Below are 16,675 nucleotides of genomic sequence, written 5' to 3'. Positions count from 1 at the left end.
ATGGGCCAGTGTCGACCGCCGATGGGCAAGCTTCTGCCACCTCTTTTGACCTCACCTCCCCACAGGCGCACAATGTCCGCGCATTGAGCCAGTCGAGGAGTCCGCCGTGTACAACTTCCAATATGCCAATCCGACCCGCATCTGTTTCGGCGAGGGGCAGATCGCCAGCCTGCCCGAACTGATCCCGCCCGGCAGCCGGCTGCTGGTGCTCTACGGCGGTGGCAGCATCAAGCAGAACGGGGTGTATGAGCAGTTGACCCGGGCGCTGGAGGGGGTGACGTGGCAGGAGTTTTCCGGCATCGGCGCCAACCCCAGATTCGAGCTGTTGATGGAGGCGGTGGCGCAGGTGAAACGCGAGCGCATCGACTTCCTGCTGGCAGTCGGTGGCGGCTCGGTAGTCGATGGCACCAAGTTTGTCGCGGCCGCCGCCTGCTACGAGGGGGATGATCCCTGGGATATCTGCGGCAAGCAGGCGAGCGTGCACAAGGCGCTGCCGATGGGCTGCGTGCTGACCCTGCCGGCGACCGGCTCCGAGAGCAATCCCACCTCGGTGGTGAGCCGGGGGGATGTGAAGATCTCCTTCAGAAGTCCGCTGGTGCAGCCGCAGTTTGCGGTGCTCGACCCGACCACCACCTACAGCCTGCCACCGCGCCAGACCGGCAATGGGGTGGTGGACGCCTTTGTCCATATCGCCGAGCAGTACCTCACCTTTCCGGTGGGAGGCGAGGTACAGGACAGACTGGCGGAGGGGCTGCTGCAGGTGTTGGTGGAGAACGGCCCCAAGGCGCTGGCGGAGCCGACCAACTATCAGGTGCGGGCCAATCTGATGTGGGCGGCCAGTCTGGCGCTCAACGGCCTTATCGGTTGCGGGGTGCCGCAGGATTGGGCCTCCCACGCCATTGGCCATCAGCTGACGGCGCTTTACGGGCTCGACCACGGCCAGAGTCTGGCGGTGGTGCTACCCGCCTTGCTGCGGGAACGGGCTGCGCAGAAGCAGGAGAAGCTGGCCCAGTTTGCCGAGCGGGTGTGGCACTCCAGCCGCGAGGATTATGCCCTGCGCATTGAAGAGGCGATTATCCGCACCGAACAGTTCTTCCAGCAGATGGGGCTCGGTACCCGCCTCTCTGACTATGGTCTGAGCGAAAGCTGCATTCCGGCGGTCTGCTCCAACCTCAAGCGGGTCGGGCGTACCGCACTCGGGGAGCAGCAGGATATCGACCCGGATCAGGTTGCGCGGATCCTCGCCCAGGCGCTTTGAACGGCCAGAAGGGACGATCGGAGGTTTGCTCTCACCCCTCTGCCAGAGTGGCAGGCGTCAGCGCCAAACAAGATTGTTGCAAGAAAAGCTGACTATAAAATTTTTCTGTTGCGCTAGTGAGATAATCGCGCGACCACGCCAGCGGCTTGTTTCATCAGTGCTGGCAAATCCCGCTGGCCGATCTGCCGGTCAACCCGCGCTGACCAGGGGCTATCCCCGGCAATAACAAGGGCCGCATGTTGCGGCCCTTGTTGTATCTGTTACTCGGTGCGTGCCTTGAGGTAGCCGGCGTAGTCCGGGATCTGCACGCTGAACGCCTGCCGCATATGGGGGCTGTCCATGATGAAGTCGGCGGTCGCTTCGTTGGTGGCAACCGGGATGTTCCACACTGCGGCCAGTCGCAGCAGCGCCTTCACATCCGGATCGTGGGGCACCGCATTGAGGGGATCCCAGAAGAAGATCAGTACGTCGATTTTCCCTTCGGCAATCAGGGCGCCAAGCTGCTGGTCACCACCCATGGGGCCGGAGAAGAGGCAGGTGATGGGCAGCTCGGCCTTTTTGCCGAGCATGGTGCCGGTGGTGCCGGTGGCATAGAGGTGGTGCAGCTTGAGCTCCTCCTTGCGGCGCATGACCCAGTTCAGCAGAGGGGTTTTCATGTTGTCGTGAGCGACCAGTGCTACCCGCTTGTGGGGAGCCATCTCGCGTGCAATCTGTTCCATGAAGGTATCCGTAGCATTGTGATTGGAATTGAGCCGTATCCTAATCGAAAGCCATGACAGATGCTGTGTCGGGCGTATTAACTGTGATCCTGCCGGAAAGTTTTCGGGCAATGGTGGCCCAAATGAAGAGACCCGCCAGCAGCGGGTCTCTTCATTTGAGTTCTTTGGTGGGTCAGGAGCCGTGGTGCAACTGCGCCTGCTGGTAGTTCTCCAGCCCGATCCGATCGATGAGATCGAGCTGGGTCTCCAGCCAGTCCACATGCTCCTCCTCATCTTCCAGGATCTCCTGAAACAGGTCGCGGCTGATGTAATCCTGCACCGATTCGGCGTAGGCAATGGCCACTTTCAGGTCGGGAATGGCATCCATCTCCAGCGAAAGGTCGCAGCGCAGCATCTCTTCGACGGTCTCGCCGATACGCAGCTTGCCGAGATCCTGCAGGTTGGGCAGCCCTTCGAGAAACAGCACCCGCTTGACCAGCTCGTCGGCGTGCTTCATCTCGTCGATGGATTCGTGGTACTCCTTGTGCCCGAGCGCCTTGAGGCCCCAGTCATCGTAGATGCGGGCGTGCAGGAAGTATTGGTTGATGGCTATCAGCTCATTGGCCAGCACCTTGTTGAGGTGGGCAATGATCTTGGGGTCTCCTTTCATCGACAGTGCTCCTTGGTTCGTGCCTGAGGTGGCAATCATCAGAGCTTAGTCGAGAAACATGACGACTTCGGGATGGCGGCGGATCAGGCCACTTCGTAGTAGAGCGGGGTTTGCTCCTGCTCCAGCTTGTCGAGTTCGGCGGCGATGATCTCCATGGTCATGCGCACGCACTTGCCGCACTGGGCGCCCACCTCGAGCGACTGCTTGAGCTGGCGGAACTCGCTGCTACCTGACTGCACCGCCTTGCGGATCTGGGTATCTGTGATGCCGCGGCACAAACAGACGTACATGGTGGATTACCTCATATGAAATTGAGTGAAATCTAAATGAGAGTGGTTCGCAATGCAAATAACCATTGGTAATAAGATCCCCCGCTTGCCACTTGTCACCCCCTTGGGGAGAATGCCCTGATACAGAGGGAACCATCATGCTCAAGAAACTGTTCAGCGCCCTGTTCGGGGGCGAGCCAGCCAAGGCTGCGGAAGTCACTCCCACCGAATATGCCGGCTATCTCATCTATCCGGAACCCATGGCCGAAGGTGGCCAGTATCGGCTGGCAGGCCGCATCACCAAAGAGGTGGACGGCGTGCTGCAAACCCACCGCTTTATCCGCTCCGATCTGTTTGCCAATCCGGCCGATGCCGAGCGCTTCATGGTGCAGAAGGCCCACACCTTTATCGATCAGATGGGGGATCGCATGTTCGAGCCCCGCAAACCGGCTGACAGCCAGGCTTCATGACCCCGCCTGAGCTCAACAGCCTGCGCGAGGCGCTGGCCCGCGCCGGTGAGCGACGCCTGATCTGGCTGGAGGGGGAGGAGGCCGACTGCATTGCCCGCGCCCAATCCCTGCTCGGCGAGACCGTCTTCTGGCTGGGGGAGGGGCCCGAGTGTTATGCCCCGCAACCCGCAGCCAAGGCACTGCAGCGGCTCGGTCAGGAGTGCGACACGCTGGTGTTCAACGCCTTCAGCGGCTTTCATCCCGACGCCTTCGGGGCGCTGGCAGGCACTCTGCGCGCTGGCGGCTTGCTGTTGCTGCTAACGCCGCCCAGAGCACAGTGGCCTTCATGGCCGGATCCTGATCGGATTCGGCTGGTGGCCCAGCCGGAGGATGCCGGTCGGGCCGGTCACGGCTTTATCGCCCGCCTGGTGCGGTTGCTGGCGGGGGATCCTGCCCGCTCGCTGGAGCCGCCGGTTTGCTCGCAGCCTTGGCAACCACTTGGGCCCGAGCGCAGGCTGAGCTGCGATCAGACACGGGCACTGCCCGCCATCCACAAGGTGTTGCACGGTCATCGCCGCCGGCCGCTGGTGCTGAGTGCCGACCGGGGTCGTGGCAAGAGTGCGCTGCTGGGGCTGGCTGCCGCCGAGCTGCTGCGCCAGCAACCCGGGCTGAACATAGTGGTAACGGCCCCCTCACAGGCGACGGTGGCGACCCTGTTTGCCCACGCCGCTCGCGGGTTAGATACTACGTCGGAACAGCTGATCGGGCTGAGCTACTGCTCGCCGGATCGGCTGGTGCACGAGGCGATGAATCCCGATCTGCTGCTTGTGGATGAGGCTGCCGCCATTCCGACCCCGCTGCTCGAGGCCATGCTGGCCCGCCACAGCCGCATTGTGTTTGCCACCACCGAGCACGGTTACGAGGGGACGGGGCGCGGTTTCCACCTGCGCTTCAAGCGGGTGCTCGATAGCCAGACCCCGGAGTGGCAGGAGATCCACCTCTCTGAGCCCATTCGCTGGAGTGAGCGCGATCCGCTGGAGCCGCTGATTTTTCGCCTGCTCGGCCTCAATGCCGAAGTGGGCGCGCCTTTGCCGCCGACCAGCCCGAGCTGGCGTCTGGTCAGCCAGGAGGCGCTGGCCAGCGACGAGGCGTTGCTCAACCAGCTGTTCGGCCTGCTGGTGCTGGCTCACTACCAGACCACGCCGAGCGATCTCAGGTCCCTGTTGGAGAGCCCGGATCTCGACATCCATCTGCTGGAGCAGGATGCGAGCCTGCAGGGAGTGGCCTTGGTGGCGCGGGAAGGGGAGATAGACCCTGAACTTGCCAAGGCGATCTGGGCCGGGCGTCGCCGTCCGCGCGGCCATCTGCTGCCCCAGTCGCTGCTGGCTCACGCCGGTTTCAAAACGGCGGGGGGGCGCAGCTACGCCCGGGTGATGCGTATCGCCATCCATCCCGAGCTGCATCGCCACGGGTTGGGGTCGCTGCTGCTTGGCAAGCTTGAGGAGCACTATCGCAAGATTGGCATCGACTACCTCGGCTCGGCCTTTTCGGCCAGCGCTGACCTGCTCCCCTTCTGGCGCAAGGCCGGGCTGGCGGTGCTGCGCATCGGCCTGCAGCGGGATGCCGCCAGCGGCTGCCACGCTGCCCTGCAGCTCAAAGCGCTGAAACCCGAGCATGAGACCGAGTTGAATCAATGGCAGCAGCGTTTTGTACGCCAGCTGCCGACCTTGCTAGCGGGTGAGTTGAAAGGATTGGATCCCGAGTTGGTATGGCAATGCCTGCAAGGCAGTACCGTCACCGCGCCCAAGCTTGGCGAGTTCGAGCGCGACGAGATTGAGTGCTTTGCCCTGCATCACAAGCCGTTCGAACTGAGCCAGTCGAGCCTGCAGTTGTGGCTGGCGCGCAATCTGGATGTGTTGGCTTCACTGACTCCTGACGAACGTGCTCTGCTGATTGCCCCCATCTGGCAATACGCCGAGTGGGGGGCGCTGGCTGCTAGGTTGCAACTGGCGGGCAAGCCCGCCGTGATCAAGACGCTGCGGGCGCTGCTGGCGCGTCTCCTGACCTCCCCTACCACTCGATAGGTTTGCCCTGCCAGTCGAGAAAGCTCAGTTCGCCATCCGGTTGCAGCCGGTTCATCAGGTTAATCAGATGGTCGGCTACCAGCTCGGGACTCTGCACGTTTCCTGCCGGTATATTGGCGTGAAACGGGCGAGAGAGTGGGGTATCCACGGTGCCGGGATGGAAGGCCAGCAATTTGACGCCGGGGGCCCGCCGGGCCAGCTCGATGGCGGCACACTTGAGCAGCATGTTGAGGGCTGCCTTGGATGCGCGATAGCCATACCAGCCGCCAGCCCGGTTGTCGCCAATGCTGCCGACCCGGGCGCTGAGAACGGCCAGAGTGCAAGGCTCGCGGCCAAACAGCGGTAACAGCTCGCTGATCCAGCGCAGTGGCAGCAAGGCGTTGGTCTGGTAGAGACGGGTCATGGCATCGAGATTGAGTGCTTCCAGCCGCTTCTCTGGCTGGATCTCTCCCTGATGCAGGATGCCGTTGCATATCACCACCCGATGGGGTCGCGGTGCCAATTCCGCGATACGGGCTACCGCAGCTACCATCTGCTCATCGCTGTAATCGCAACATAGCCAGTGCAGACCCGGCGATGAGAGGTCAGCAGGTGCGGGCTGACGGCTGATGGCAATCACTGGCCCGACACCCGCCGCCAACCAGTGTGCGACCAGCGCCACCCCGATACCACCAGAAGCGCCAATCACGACTATGCCTTCACTCATCTCTGGCTCCTTATCAGCGCATGGATTTGTCCTGATTGGCAGATACGATCGTGCCAGCCTGCGGGATCAAGCGGTTAACGCTGCAATCTTGCCGAGATCCGAGCCGCTGGGCGAATTCCATTCCTATACTGAGGGAAAACCGCAGCGGAGTGCTGCCTGCGCAACCAGAGCATGAGAGTCACCATGATGGCCAAAGACGGGGAAGAGCGTAAATCCATTCTGACCGAGAGCGGCACCAACGAGCTCGAGATCATCGAATTTCACCTCAAGAAGCAGCTGCCGGACGGGCGCGAGAAGATCGCCTACTACGGGATCAACGTCGCCAAGGTGCGCGAGGTGATCCGGGTGCCGGAGACCACCGATTACCCCAATGCCCAGCGCCACATGGTGGGGGTATTCTCCCTACGGGATCGCCTCATCCCGCTGGTGGATCTGGCGGGCTGGCTCGGCATAAAGACCAACCCCGACCCCAGCCACAAGGTGGTGATCGTCACCGACTTCAACAAGATGGCCAACGGCTTTCTGATCGATAGCGTCAGCCGGATTCACCGGGTCTCCTGGGAGGATGTGGAGTCCCCCAGCCAGTTTCTGGAGGCCGGGGAGAACGACTGCGTGGTGGCCGTTGTCAGGCGCGATGGCAACCTCATCATGATCCTCGATTTCGAGAAGATCATCGCCGATATCAACCCCGAGCTCAGCATGGAGAAGTACGACGTCACTCAGGATCGCAAGGTGATCATCGACGATCGCATGATGGCACTGCGTCAGAGCAAAACCATTCTGGTGGTGGACGACTCGGCCTTTATCCGCAAGATGATCGAAACCACCCTGCGCACCGCCGGTTACAACGTGATCACGGCCAAGGATGGAGGAGAGGGGCTGGAGATGATGACGGATTTCGATCGTCTGGCCCAGGAGGAGAGGATGCCGGTGACCGGCTTCGTCAATGCGGTGATCACCGATGTGGAGATGCCGCGGATGGACGGTATGCACCTGCTCAAGCGGTTGCGGGAGACCCCCTCCTACAAGGAGATGCCCATCGTGATGTTCTCCTCGCTGATGAGCGATGACAACCGCCAGAAGGCGCTGCAACTGGGGGCGAACGATACCATCACCAAACCCGAGATTGGGCGGATGGTGGGGATGATGGATCACATGCTGCTGGGGATAGCACTCCCTTCGCCCGCCAACAATATCTGATAGCGGATTAGCCAAGAGAAAATGGCCACCTTATGGGGTGGCCGTTTTGCTTTGACTTGCTATCCGAAGGTCAGGCAGTTTTTTCCTGATCAAGCGTCACCCTCAGGAGGCAACGCTGGCACTGGCTGCTGAGGGGGCAACCGGCAGTTCGATAGCCGGTTTGGCCGGCTCTTCGGCAGGCTTGGGTGGCTTGATACAGGGCTGCTGGGTGCCGATGGTGCTTAGCGACAGGCAGGGGATCGGCAGACCGATATGGACTGGTTCGCCGAGAAACTTGGGCCCCTTGTCCAGCACGTAGAGATCGACCAGCCCCATCACCCGGGCAAACACCTCGCGGATCCGGGTACGGATGCCCTGATAGGCGCTGGGATCATCGGCGTTGAAGCCGACCGCATCGATGCCAAAGTGACGGGCAATAAAGATGGCCCGCTCGTTGTGAAAGCCCTGGGAGACCACGGTAAAGCGATCCTGACCGAATACCTCTTTGGCTCTGACCACAGAGTCGAGGGTGCGGAAGCCGGCGAAATCCATGTAGATGGCGGAGGCCGGGATCCCCGCCTTGATCAGGGCGCGCCGCATCTGGCGCGGTTCGTTGTACTGCAGGGTGGCGTTGTCGCCGGAGACTAGGATGTAGTCCACCTTGGCATTGTTGTAGAGCTCGGCCGCCGCCTTGATGCGGTATTTGAAGTAGTGGTTGGGGCCACCGCCCGAGAGGTATTTGGAGGTGCCCAGCACCACGGCAACCCGGTTGTATGGCACGTCGCTCACCTTGTCGAAGGTGTAGTGGCGTGCATCCGAGACGATCCACTCGCTATAGGCCAGCACCGAGGCAATCAGGGCCAGCAGTGACAGCAGGCAGGCGAGGAGGATCTTGGCAAACTTCTTCATGCGCGATGCGGTTTGGGTCTGAAATTGGGAATGGCTTCCGGCATTCTATTACAACTCGGCTGTTGGCGTCAGGCTTGATAGCAGTAGCTGGACGCATTGGGGCAGGGCTTGTCGCAGGAAATCACGGATATAAAGAGGGGCTGCGCTGGCAGCCCCTCGACGTTTTCAGGCCCGGGTCAGTGAGCCGAGTCATTGGCCTTGCAGGCTTCCGACTCCTTGTTGGCTTGCCACCAAGGCAGCAGATCCCGGCTCAGCCACTCCTGATAGGCTGCGCTGTCATTTGCGATCAGTTTGTCGAGCTCCGCCTCGAAGTCGCTCAGCGCCAGCTGCCGATCCGGATTGCGCAGTGCCTGCGCCATCGCCAGCCAGCTGGCATTGCGACCGGTATCGTTGAGGAAGCGGTGCACCGTGTAGGACCAGGAGTAGACCATCTCGCCCCCCTGGTCGTAATCAAGGTGCAGGATGGATGCCAGAGTCGGCCGCTGGTTGGCGGGGCGGTTGCTCACATTGTCCAGACCTCTGGCAAAGCACTTGCCATGGGCGATGTACTCCGCTACCCCCTCGGCCCACCAGGTGGTGCGATTGAGGGGATAGTGGCCAAAGCTGCCGTACTGGTTGAAGCGGCCGTCGAGATAGTGAACGTACTCGTGGCGCAGGTTCCACACCTGGAAGGCGGGGCGTTTCCACTCGGCCTCATAGGCAAAGAAGCGTGCCTGATTGCCGGGGCGAGCCGGATCCCCCTCGATGTAGATGCCGCCATTGTCGGTGGAGACGCCAAAGAGGGCGCCGCCGTACCGGCTCCAGTCGGCGGATGAGTTGAAGATCACCAGCTCCAGCGCCTCGTTGTGATCATCCGCCACCGGTTGTTCGCCGGTTTCCATCAGCTGGTGGAAATGCTGCTCTTCCTCACCCAGCTCGCGGCAGATCCCTTCAGCCTGAGCCTGGGTAAGATCTTGGGCGCGCAGGCGCAGGGTCGGTGAACAGGTGTGCTCGAATGGCAGGATATCCTCCATGCGGATTGGGGTGCAGAGCCCGGCAAACTCGCCGCTGACACAGGCTTCGCTGGTGCGATCCGTGTAGGTGAGGTAGTAGCTGGAGAGGGTAAGAGAGACCTCTTCCAGCAGGGCCGCGGGCTGGTTGCCTCCCGGAACCAGCCCGTGCTGGCGCATGATGGCGATGACATCGCGGTCGAGCTGCTGGCGATAGCTGTTTGCCTCGTCCGGTCTGGTGTAGCGCATCATCTGATAGAGGCGGCTGTGGGCATCGAGGATGTTGTTGAAGATAAACAGATCCCGCGAACCGTCACGCTGTTTCCAGAGTGCCAGCTCGCTCATGCCGAGCAGACGCAGGTTCTGGCGGATGGCTGTCTCCTGCGCCAGCATGGTGGCGGTGAAGTCCGCCTGCTGGCCATAGGATGCGCTCTGATCGACCAGATTGAGCAGTTCGAACAGCCCGTCAGCCCAGGGCTTGTGGCCATTGATCTGTGCCGCATGTTGCACGGCATAGCCGAGCGCCTGATTGAGCTGGGCCAGCATGGGGGCAGCGCTTTGCCGGAAGGCTTCCTGTCCCAGCTGTCCCTGGGCGGCCACGCTCCACGCTTCCAGCACGGTTCCGGCCTGATCCTGCGGTTCTGCGCCCAGCAGCAAGGGGTGGTTGAGCAGGTCAATCATGACGCCAGCCAGTGCGCGGGCGACCTGATCGCTCTCCTGCTTGATGCCGCCGTGATAGTTGTGGGCGCGCACATAGTAGAGCAGCTTGTCCATCGCCGGATGGGTCGGCTGATTGGCCGCCAGCAGGGCACGCATGCCACGCACCACCGCCATCAGCTTGGCATCGTCGTGACCATAGTCCGGCTGCCACGCGGGGCTGTTCTGCCCGCTCACATCGGCCACCAGCTTGGCGGCGTCGGCATCGAGCAGATCCGTATCGGGTTGCTCGGGCTCCGAGCAGGGGCGGCCGTTGGCGCGGCGACACTCCAGCTGCTCCTCCTTGCTATCAAGGATGATGGGGCGATTGAGTACCCTGCTCTCCTGCCACTCGTCGGTTTCCGGCAGCGGCTGCCACTCGCCCCCGGCGATCGAGTATTGGTAACCACTGTCCTTGAGGGTTACGGCGACGTTGCTGCCAGCCGGGATGACCTGACGGCAGATGCGATAGCGGATGGTGTTGGTTCCCTCCTTGCGCTCCTGCGGTTCGTCGCACTCCTGCTGTGGCGTGATCTGATCGAGCTGCCACTGATAACGGCGCCAGACGTGGATCTCGCTCACCTGAGCGGCCGCCTGAGAGCCGCTGTTCGGTTGCAGGCGGAAGAAGATCTGCTCCAGCCGGCCATCCCGTTCGCTGGGGCTCTCTTCCAGCACATGCAGTTGTAGCCAATCCTGTGGCTGGTAGTGCCACTCCGGCTCGGCGCAGCGCCCCTGTGCGTTGAGTTCACAGCGGTCCAGTTCGCGCTCGCTTTGCCCCAGGATCACCGCAGAGGGGAGTGGCAGGCGATCCTGGCGGGTGGCGGTCGGCGTGCCGGCCAGCTGCTCCCAGCGGCCCTGTTTCATGCCATAGCCGAAGTCATAGCTGCTGGCGGGGATCAGCTTGCCGGCCGGAACCCGATCTTCGCAGCGGACGAAGCGGATCTGCCAGCCGGATTCCACCCTGAGCTGGGGCTCGCCACACTGCTGCTCAGCGAGGGCCGCGAGGTCGCTCCCCTGCCAGTCAAAGCGGCGATAGACCCTGAGCTGCTGATAGGGAGCGCTGGTGCTGCGAGCCTTGAGCTCGTAGGTGATCTCGGTGATGCGTGCGGCGAGTTGCCGGCTCGACTCTCCGGTCAGCTGATACTGTTGCCAGTCGCTGGGGGTGTAGTTGGCCTGTGTTGAGGAGGCAAAAAGCAGAGGTGCTGCCAATAGCAGCCACCCGGAACCTGAACGATTCATTTTTATCCCTTGTTATTGTCTGCGTTGTAACCGACAGGCAATTTATAGGGATTCAAAAGAATATCAATTGCGATTTAAAAAAGATAAAAATCAATAAGATGTGCTTTATTTTTCGGGCGGGTGGTATGAGGGCGCTTCAGCAGTAGTAAAGGCTCACATGAGACATTCTCATGTATGGAGTGAAATCACGAAAATGGGAGAAACATCACATTCGGTTGCTGAGGCCAGGTCTGTTGACTGAATTAACCACCGCTCTCTCATCCCGGCGTTGGCCGGTTTTAGAGAGCGGCAGACCCGTTGTTAGCCGCAATCCAGCGACACACCTCTAATGCCGCGAAGGGCCCTCAGAGATAGCTGACAGTCACAATGGTCATGCTGCCACTATCAGCAACTTTATAGCTGATGGTGTTGCTGAGGAGATGGGTTTGACCACTTTGCCACAGTTTATTCAAAGCCATGCTTTGCTGGCTGGCGCCTGAATAGCAGGTCACGCTGCTGTCAGAAAAATTGCAGGGGGTCTCATAGATGGTTCCACTGAAAGTGACAGTGCCATCGTATGCAGATGCAGCCATTGGCATCAGCGATGTGCCAACAAGCAACGCAGAACAAATTGACAATGCGGATTTACGAGCTAAGCGGGAGAGGATGTGTTGAGCTTTCATTTCAATGTCCTTTTCGTCACTGGGTGGTACGAAAAGGGCAACGCAATATGAAGAAGATGCACACAAACAACGACATCAATCTTCTCAGATGGCGGCTCCGCTGTCTTAGGCATGGTAACCCTTAGACCGGTGGCTTTGCGTCCCGACCTTTCGATCGGTTTGCCCTTTACTCTATGTGTAGATGATAACACCCCACTTTGTGAAATCAATCATCCTAAAAAAGTCTGGGATATCAGTCACACATCGTTTGTATTGAGTGCTATGACCATAGTAAATGACTCCCATTCATCCAGACCAAATAGGTTATTCGGTTCATTTTTCGTAACAGGTATTAATGTTTTTTATTTTATAAAAATAACTTGCCATACCCTGAATATATAAAATGATAGATTACCTGATTACCTGATTACCTGATTACCTGATTACCTGATTACCTGATTACCTGATTACCTGATTACCTGATTACCTGATTACCTGATTACCTGATTACCTGATTACCTGATTACCTGATTACCTGATTACCTGATTACCTGATTACCTGATTACCTGATTACCTGATTACCTGATTACCTGATTACCTGATTACCTGATTACCTGATTACCTGATTACCTGATTACCTGATTACCTGATTACCTGATTACCTGATTACCTGATTACCTGATTACCTGATTACCTCTTTGGTGGTGGTTCGCAAGGTTGGTGATAACTATTACCAAATAACTTGAAGTTATTTTTGTTTTGCTTTTGTTGTGTGCTTGTTAACCGCTTTAAATTCATGGCCTGACAATATTGAAATAGATGTCTCTTATATGAACTTTATTTATTTCATGAGATTTCCTTATGTTGTGTGGTCGCCATAACCATTTGTTTTAATTGTGTTTATAAAAAAATTTATACAAATCAAAATGTATTTGATGTGCATCAAACGAGTCGTTAATTTGCTCGTCAAGCAAAAGCGGAATGCGGCTTTCTACACAGGAAAAAAGGATGTATGTAGCTGTGCGGTTCAGGGGTAGCGGGAACTACCCCTGATGCGGCGTGCTGCTTTTGCTTATTTAAATAAACCTGAAAAGGCACAGTTTATTATTGGCATGACCTCTCATCGGCTTAATGAGGGGCGAGCACCAACAGTTGCTGTGCAGTATATCGCCGCATCACTAAATATCGTGACTCCAGCATGATGTGAGTGATGCAGTACAACACACGTTAATGTAGGTATAAACGAATGAAAGCTAATAAGATTCTGGTTGCTATGGGTGTTGGTTCCATGCTGCTGTGCGGCTCCGCTTTTGCTGCTGGCGGCGCTGGTTCAGGTAAAGTCACCTTTAACGGTGAAATCATCAACGCCCCTTGCTCTGTAGCCCCTGAGTCTGTTGACCAGGTAGTTGAAATGGGTCAGATCAGCACTAAAGAGCTGGCCAATGGTGGTGAGTCCAGCTCCAAGCCGTTCAGCATCAAGCTGCTGAACTGTGAAATCTCCGACAAGGATGATGCCGTCAAGGTGACCTTCAGCGGTGCCAAAGACCCGGTAGATTCCACCCTGCTGGTTATCGGTGGTGGTGACGCCGCTGGTGCCGGTATCAAGATGACCGCTCCGGGCGGTGCTCCGATTGTTCTGGGTGCCCCGACAGCCGCCTTCGGTCTGGTAAACGGTAACAACGAGCTGCCCTTCAGCGCCGTGCTGAAAGGTTATGCAAGCCAAGACACCAATCCGCTGAAAGCTGGCGCTTTCACTGCAGTGACCAACTTTACTCTCTCTTACGAGTAATAGAGTGCCTTAACGTGTGACAAGGGTTGTGGTGGTGTGAGCCACCACAACTTCACACATTCTGTTTCCTCACATCGAACCTTGATCATGAAAACTTCAATGATGGCAGCCATAGCGCTGCAGCTGGTGATGATGGCGGGATCAGTCCACGCCAATCAACTCACGGATGGACTGGCCGAATCGGGCTGTACGCTTGAGGTGCTGCGCAGCATTCCGCTGCAGGCTCAGCAACCAGGCACGCTGAAAATCAGCGGCTGTCAGGTTGAAGGGGCGACAGAGGCATTACTGCCTTTTATTTCCATGTCCGTGCGCGGTGCCATGAGCGATGAGCTGGGCATTCTCAACAACGGCCAATATCACAAGGTATCCGGCGAGCGTTTTATTGTTTCGGATATCGTCAACAGTGATCTGGAATTCAATTTGGGGCTAACCAGCAGTCAACTGTTTTTTCCGGACAGTACGACGCTGTTGGAACTCAATTATATGTAAGCAAGCCAATTGCTTAGTGTAGATACCTCATTACGTGAGACCGTTATGCAATTCCTAGAGTGAAAATATGAGCGTTTCAACATCAGACTCTGTGAGAAAAAAACATTATTCAAAAATGGCTTTTATGCTATGCGTGCCCGGCCTGATGGCGGTGGCAAATCACGCATGGGCAGAAACGGAGTTTAATATTGATGCGCTCGATCTGGATGAGCGAACCAAGATCGACCTCTCCCAGTTTGCCGACGAAGGCTATATCCTGCCCGGCGACTATTACCTCGAAATCGAGGTCAACAAGAATAAGCTGCCCCTGCAGAAGATCCCTTTCTACGAGACCGACACAGGTAAGGGAAAGGGCGGGGTTGCCTGCTTGCCGCAAGAAGTGATCCCCAAGCTGGCACTGACCGACGAGGCTATCGCCAAGATCGATACCTGGCACGATGGCCAGTGTGCCAACCTGCTGGCACTGGACGGTGTGGTGATCTCCAACGACATCGGTAACGGTTTGCTGCGCATCGCCGTGCCCCAGGCGTGGATGAAATACAGCGATCCGAACTGGATTCCGCCCGAGCAATGGGATGAAGGGATCACGGGGATGATGCTGGATTACAACATCAACGCCCAGGTCAACGAAGGGGATGGTTACTCCAATCGCAATATCAGCAGCTACGGTACTCTGGGGTTCAATTATGGCGCCTGGCGTCTGCGGGGTGACTATCAGGCCAGCTCTTACTGGGGCGACAATGAGCGGACGTCGACCGAGCTAAACCGCATCTATGCCTATCGTCCGCTGCCGAACATGGCCGCCAAGCTGACGGTAGGTGAGCAGCAGCTCAACTCTCAGCTGATCGATGGCTTCCGCTATACCGGCGTCAACCTGGCCAATGATGAGCGCATGCTGCCGCCTAGCCTGCAGGGTTATGCGCCGGAAGTGAGCGGTATTGCCAAGACCAACGCCAAGGTGACCATCTCCCAGTCCGGCCGGGTCATCTATGAGACCAACGTACCGGCTGGTCCGTTTCGCATCCAGGGGCTGGATAGCTCGGTGCGCGGCCGCCTCGACGTGCGGGTAGAGGAGCAGGATGGCAGCGTCAACTCGTTCCAGGTAGACACCGCGACCGTTCCCTACCTGACTCGCCCCGGCTACGTCCGATACAACCTGGCGGTCGGCGCCCCTTCAGAACAGAGTGATTCGGTTCATGATGTGCACGGTCCGGCCTTTGTGACCGGTGATTTCTCCTGGGGGGTGGCAAACTCCTGGTCGCTGTACGGTGGCAGCCTAATCGCCGGTGAATACAATTCCATGGGATTGGGTATCGGTCGCGACCTCTATGCGTTTGGTGCCATCTCGGCTGACCTGACCCAATCCATCTCCAAGCTGCCTGGCCTGTCGACCAAGATTGGCCAGTCGGTGCGGGTGAACTACGCCAAGCAGTTCGATGAATACAACAGCTCGATCACCTTTGCAGGTTATCGCTTCTCCCAACATGACTTCATGACAATGTCGCAGTTCCTCAATAACAAGGAGCGGTTGGAGAAAAACGAGACCACCTCGAGTGATGACTACAACAACTGGGGTGACAAGGAGCTCTATACCATCACCGCCAACAAGACCTTCTGGGCAGATGATGCGTCCAAGGCGCTGACCGTCTACCTGGACTACACCCACAGAACCTACTGGGATCATGATGCCGAGGATCGCTACGGCCTCTCCATCAACAAGAACGTGAACATCGGCAGCTTCAAGGATGTTTCCGTCTACGTATCGGCCTACAAGACCAAGACCGAAAACTACGAGGATGACAAGAGCATCATGCTGACCCTGAGCATGCCGATCGGGGACAGAAAGAGCGCGGGATATAGCGTGCAGTCCTCCAATGGCAAGGTGACCCATCTTGCCACTTATCAGGATTACAGCCGGCCGGATGATACCTATCAGCTGGGGGCGGGTGTGCAGAGCAATGGCCACGCCGTGGCGCGGGGCTACTACAACCACAATAGCGACATCGGGGCGGTCAGTCTCAATGCCTATAGCGTGCAGAGCGAATACACCTCGGTCGGGGCCAGCCTGCGTGGTGGCCTGACGGCGACCGAGCACGGCGCGGCCCTGCACCAGGCGACCCGCCGTGGTGGTACCCGCATGATGGTGGATACCGACAAGACTTCTGGCGTCTCCTTCAACAACGGCCGCGCCGTGACCAACCGTTTTGGTGTCGCGGTGATCAGCGACATGACCGATTATCGCAAGAGCGATACCCGGGTCGATGTGGATCAGCTGAGCGACAACATTGATGCGATGAACGCCATCAAGCAGGGGACCCTGACCGAGGGGGCAATTGGGTATAATGCCTTCGAAATTGCGGAAGGGTTCAAGCTGCTGGCCAATGTCAGGCTGCCCGATGGCTCAGTGCCGCCGTTTGGTGCTACCGTCGTCAAGGATTCCGGCCGGGTGCTCTCGGTGGTGGATGAAGATGGCCTGGTCTATCTGACCGGGGTGAAACCGAATGAAACGTTTGAACTTTCATGGGGCGGGGCCCGCCAGTGCAAGATAGTGGCGCCGCAACAAGTAACCGATCTGTCGATGAAGACTCTCACTTGCAAGTAATGGGATA

At 58.4% G+C, this 16,675-nt stretch carries 13 protein-coding genes, 1 pseudogene and 1 riboswitch; of the genes and pseudogenes, 7 read left to right on the top strand and 7 right to left on the bottom strand.

Annotated elements, in window-relative coordinates:
• Positions 1–106: 106 nt before the first annotated feature.
• Complete coding sequence (locus tag I6L40_RS20755; RefSeq protein ID WP_043852191.1) at positions 107–1,258, top strand: iron-containing alcohol dehydrogenase; 1,152 nt, start codon at positions 107–109, stop codon at positions 1,256–1,258.
• A 260-nt stretch (positions 1,259–1,518) separates the two neighbouring features.
• Here the strand turns inward: I6L40_RS20755 and I6L40_RS20750 are convergent, their stop codons facing one another.
• The 3 genes from I6L40_RS20750 to I6L40_RS20740 form a co-directional block, all read right to left on the bottom strand.
• Positions 1,519–1,977 carry a methylglyoxal synthase gene (locus I6L40_RS20750; RefSeq protein WP_033115561.1) on the bottom strand — a complete coding sequence of 153 codons (459 nt, stop codon included), beginning with the start codon at positions 1,975–1,977 and terminating at the stop codon, positions 1,519–1,521.
• A gap of 172 nt (positions 1,978–2,149) precedes the next feature.
• Positions 2,150–2,626, bottom strand: coding sequence for a bacterioferritin (gene bfr, locus I6L40_RS20745; RefSeq protein ID WP_033115562.1), 477 nt, complete (start codon positions 2,624–2,626; stop codon positions 2,150–2,152).
• A gap of 83 nt (positions 2,627–2,709) precedes the next feature.
• Positions 2,710–2,916: a bacterioferritin-associated ferredoxin gene (locus tag I6L40_RS20740; protein ID WP_071912481.1), complete on the bottom strand. Its 207-nt coding sequence runs from the start codon at positions 2,914–2,916 to the stop codon at positions 2,710–2,712.
• Positions 2,917–3,053: 137 nt separating this feature from the next.
• Here I6L40_RS20740 and I6L40_RS20735 point away from each other — a divergent pair, with 137 nt between their 5' ends.
• Both I6L40_RS20735 and I6L40_RS20730 read left to right on the top strand, forming a co-directional pair.
• A complete protein-coding gene (locus I6L40_RS20735) occupies positions 3,054–3,365 on the top strand; it encodes an HlyU family transcriptional regulator (protein WP_033115564.1) in 312 nt (103 codons plus the stop codon).
• Positions 3,362–5,428 (top strand): tRNA(Met) cytidine acetyltransferase TmcA, encoded by a 2,067-nt coding sequence (locus I6L40_RS20730; protein WP_216994804.1) that lies wholly within the window; start codon positions 3,362–3,364, stop codon positions 5,426–5,428. The genes I6L40_RS20735 and I6L40_RS20730 overlap by 4 nt, the downstream gene beginning before the upstream one ends.
• On the opposite strand, the gene I6L40_RS20725 is transcribed toward I6L40_RS20730, so the two are convergent.
• Positions 5,415–6,134 carry an SDR family NAD(P)-dependent oxidoreductase gene (locus tag I6L40_RS20725; RefSeq protein ID WP_216994803.1) on the bottom strand — a complete coding sequence of 240 codons (720 nt, stop codon included), beginning with the start codon at positions 6,132–6,134 and terminating at the stop codon, positions 5,415–5,417. The genes I6L40_RS20730 and I6L40_RS20725 overlap by 14 nt on opposite strands.
• Before the next feature lie 183 nt (positions 6,135–6,317).
• Here I6L40_RS20725 and I6L40_RS20720 point away from each other — a divergent pair, with 183 nt between their 5' ends.
• Positions 6,318–7,334: a chemotaxis protein gene (locus I6L40_RS20720; RefSeq protein WP_041209293.1), complete on the top strand. Its 1,017-nt coding sequence runs from the start codon at positions 6,318–6,320 to the stop codon at positions 7,332–7,334.
• A gap of 105 nt (positions 7,335–7,439) precedes the next feature.
• On the opposite strand, the pseudogene I6L40_RS20715 reads toward I6L40_RS20720, so the two are convergent.
• The 3 genes and pseudogenes from I6L40_RS20715 to I6L40_RS20705 all read right to left on the bottom strand — a co-directional run.
• A pseudogene (locus tag I6L40_RS20715) lies at positions 7,440–8,222 on the bottom strand (ElyC/SanA/YdcF family protein); the annotation flags it as partial.
• Positions 8,223–8,398: 176 nt separating this feature from the next.
• Positions 8,399–11,146, bottom strand: a complete 2,748-nt coding sequence (locus I6L40_RS20710; RefSeq protein ID WP_216994802.1) for a collagenase — start codon at positions 11,144–11,146, stop codon at positions 8,399–8,401.
• Positions 11,147–11,490: 344 nt separating this feature from the next.
• Entirely contained in the window at positions 11,491–11,808 is a 318-nt protein-coding gene (locus tag I6L40_RS20705) for a type 1 fimbrial protein (RefSeq protein ID WP_071912489.1), read from the bottom strand.
• 87 nt (positions 11,809–11,895) lie between these two features.
• Positions 11,896–11,982: riboswitch (cyclic di-GMP riboswitch) on the bottom strand.
• A gap of 1,052 nt (positions 11,983–13,034) precedes the next feature.
• Between I6L40_RS20705 and I6L40_RS20700 the strand changes: the two genes are divergently transcribed.
• From I6L40_RS20700 to I6L40_RS20690, 3 genes are all read left to right on the top strand, one after another.
• On the top strand, positions 13,035–13,577 hold the full coding sequence (locus I6L40_RS20700; RefSeq protein WP_043849572.1) for a fimbrial protein: 543 nt from the start codon (positions 13,035–13,037) through the stop codon (positions 13,575–13,577).
• A 99-nt stretch (positions 13,578–13,676) separates the two neighbouring features.
• On the top strand, positions 13,677–14,066 hold the full coding sequence (locus I6L40_RS20695; RefSeq protein ID WP_071912491.1) for a hypothetical protein: 390 nt from the start codon (positions 13,677–13,679) through the stop codon (positions 14,064–14,066).
• 67 nt (positions 14,067–14,133) lie between these two features.
• On the top strand, positions 14,134–16,668 hold the full coding sequence (locus I6L40_RS20690) for a fimbria/pilus outer membrane usher protein (RefSeq protein WP_071912494.1): 2,535 nt from the start codon (positions 14,134–14,136) through the stop codon (positions 16,666–16,668).
• The last annotated feature ends 7 nt before the right edge of the window (positions 16,669–16,675 follow it).

Origin of the sequence: Aeromonas sp. FDAARGOS 1410 (genome assembly GCF_019048745.1) — a bacterium.
Lineage (GTDB): Bacteria > Pseudomonadota > Gammaproteobacteria > Enterobacterales > Aeromonadaceae > Aeromonas > Aeromonas jandaei.
Note: the sequence above shows the minus strand (reverse complement) of the source record. Positions and strands in the feature narration are given on the sequence as shown.

What these genes read in the sequence shown, in the direction of transcription:
- I6L40_RS20750 (WP_033115561.1), bottom strand. Translation starts at nt 1,977, where the DNA reads ATGGAACAGATTGCACGCGAGATGGCTCCCCACAAGCGGGTAGCACTG.
- I6L40_RS20705 (WP_071912489.1), bottom strand. Translation starts at nt 11,808, where the DNA reads ATGAAAGCTCAACACATCCTCTCCCGCTTAGCTCGTAAATCCGCATTG.
- I6L40_RS20690 (WP_071912494.1), top strand. Translation starts at nt 14,134, where the DNA reads ATGAGCGTTTCAACATCAGACTCTGTGAGAAAAAAACATTATTCAAAA.
- bfr (WP_033115562.1), bottom strand. Translation starts at nt 2,626, where the DNA reads ATGAAAGGAGACCCCAAGATCATTGCCCACCTCAACAAGGTGCTGGCC.
- I6L40_RS20700 (WP_043849572.1), top strand. Translation starts at nt 13,035, where the DNA reads ATGAAAGCTAATAAGATTCTGGTTGCTATGGGTGTTGGTTCCATGCTG.
- I6L40_RS20740 (WP_071912481.1), bottom strand. Translation starts at nt 2,916, where the DNA reads ATGTACGTCTGTTTGTGCCGCGGCATCACAGATACCCAGATCCGCAAG.
- I6L40_RS20725 (WP_216994803.1), bottom strand. Translation starts at nt 6,134, where the DNA reads ATGAGTGAAGGCATAGTCGTGATTGGCGCTTCTGGTGGTATCGGGGTG.
- I6L40_RS20720 (WP_041209293.1), top strand. Translation starts at nt 6,318, where the DNA reads ATGATGGCCAAAGACGGGGAAGAGCGTAAATCCATTCTGACCGAGAGC.
- I6L40_RS20695 (WP_071912491.1), top strand. Translation starts at nt 13,677, where the DNA reads ATGATGGCAGCCATAGCGCTGCAGCTGGTGATGATGGCGGGATCAGTC.
- I6L40_RS20710 (WP_216994802.1), bottom strand. Translation starts at nt 11,146, where the DNA reads ATGAATCGTTCAGGTTCCGGGTGGCTGCTATTGGCAGCACCTCTGCTT.
- I6L40_RS20735 (WP_033115564.1), top strand. Translation starts at nt 3,054, where the DNA reads ATGCTCAAGAAACTGTTCAGCGCCCTGTTCGGGGGCGAGCCAGCCAAG.
- I6L40_RS20730 (WP_216994804.1), top strand. Translation starts at nt 3,362, where the DNA reads ATGACCCCGCCTGAGCTCAACAGCCTGCGCGAGGCGCTGGCCCGCGCC.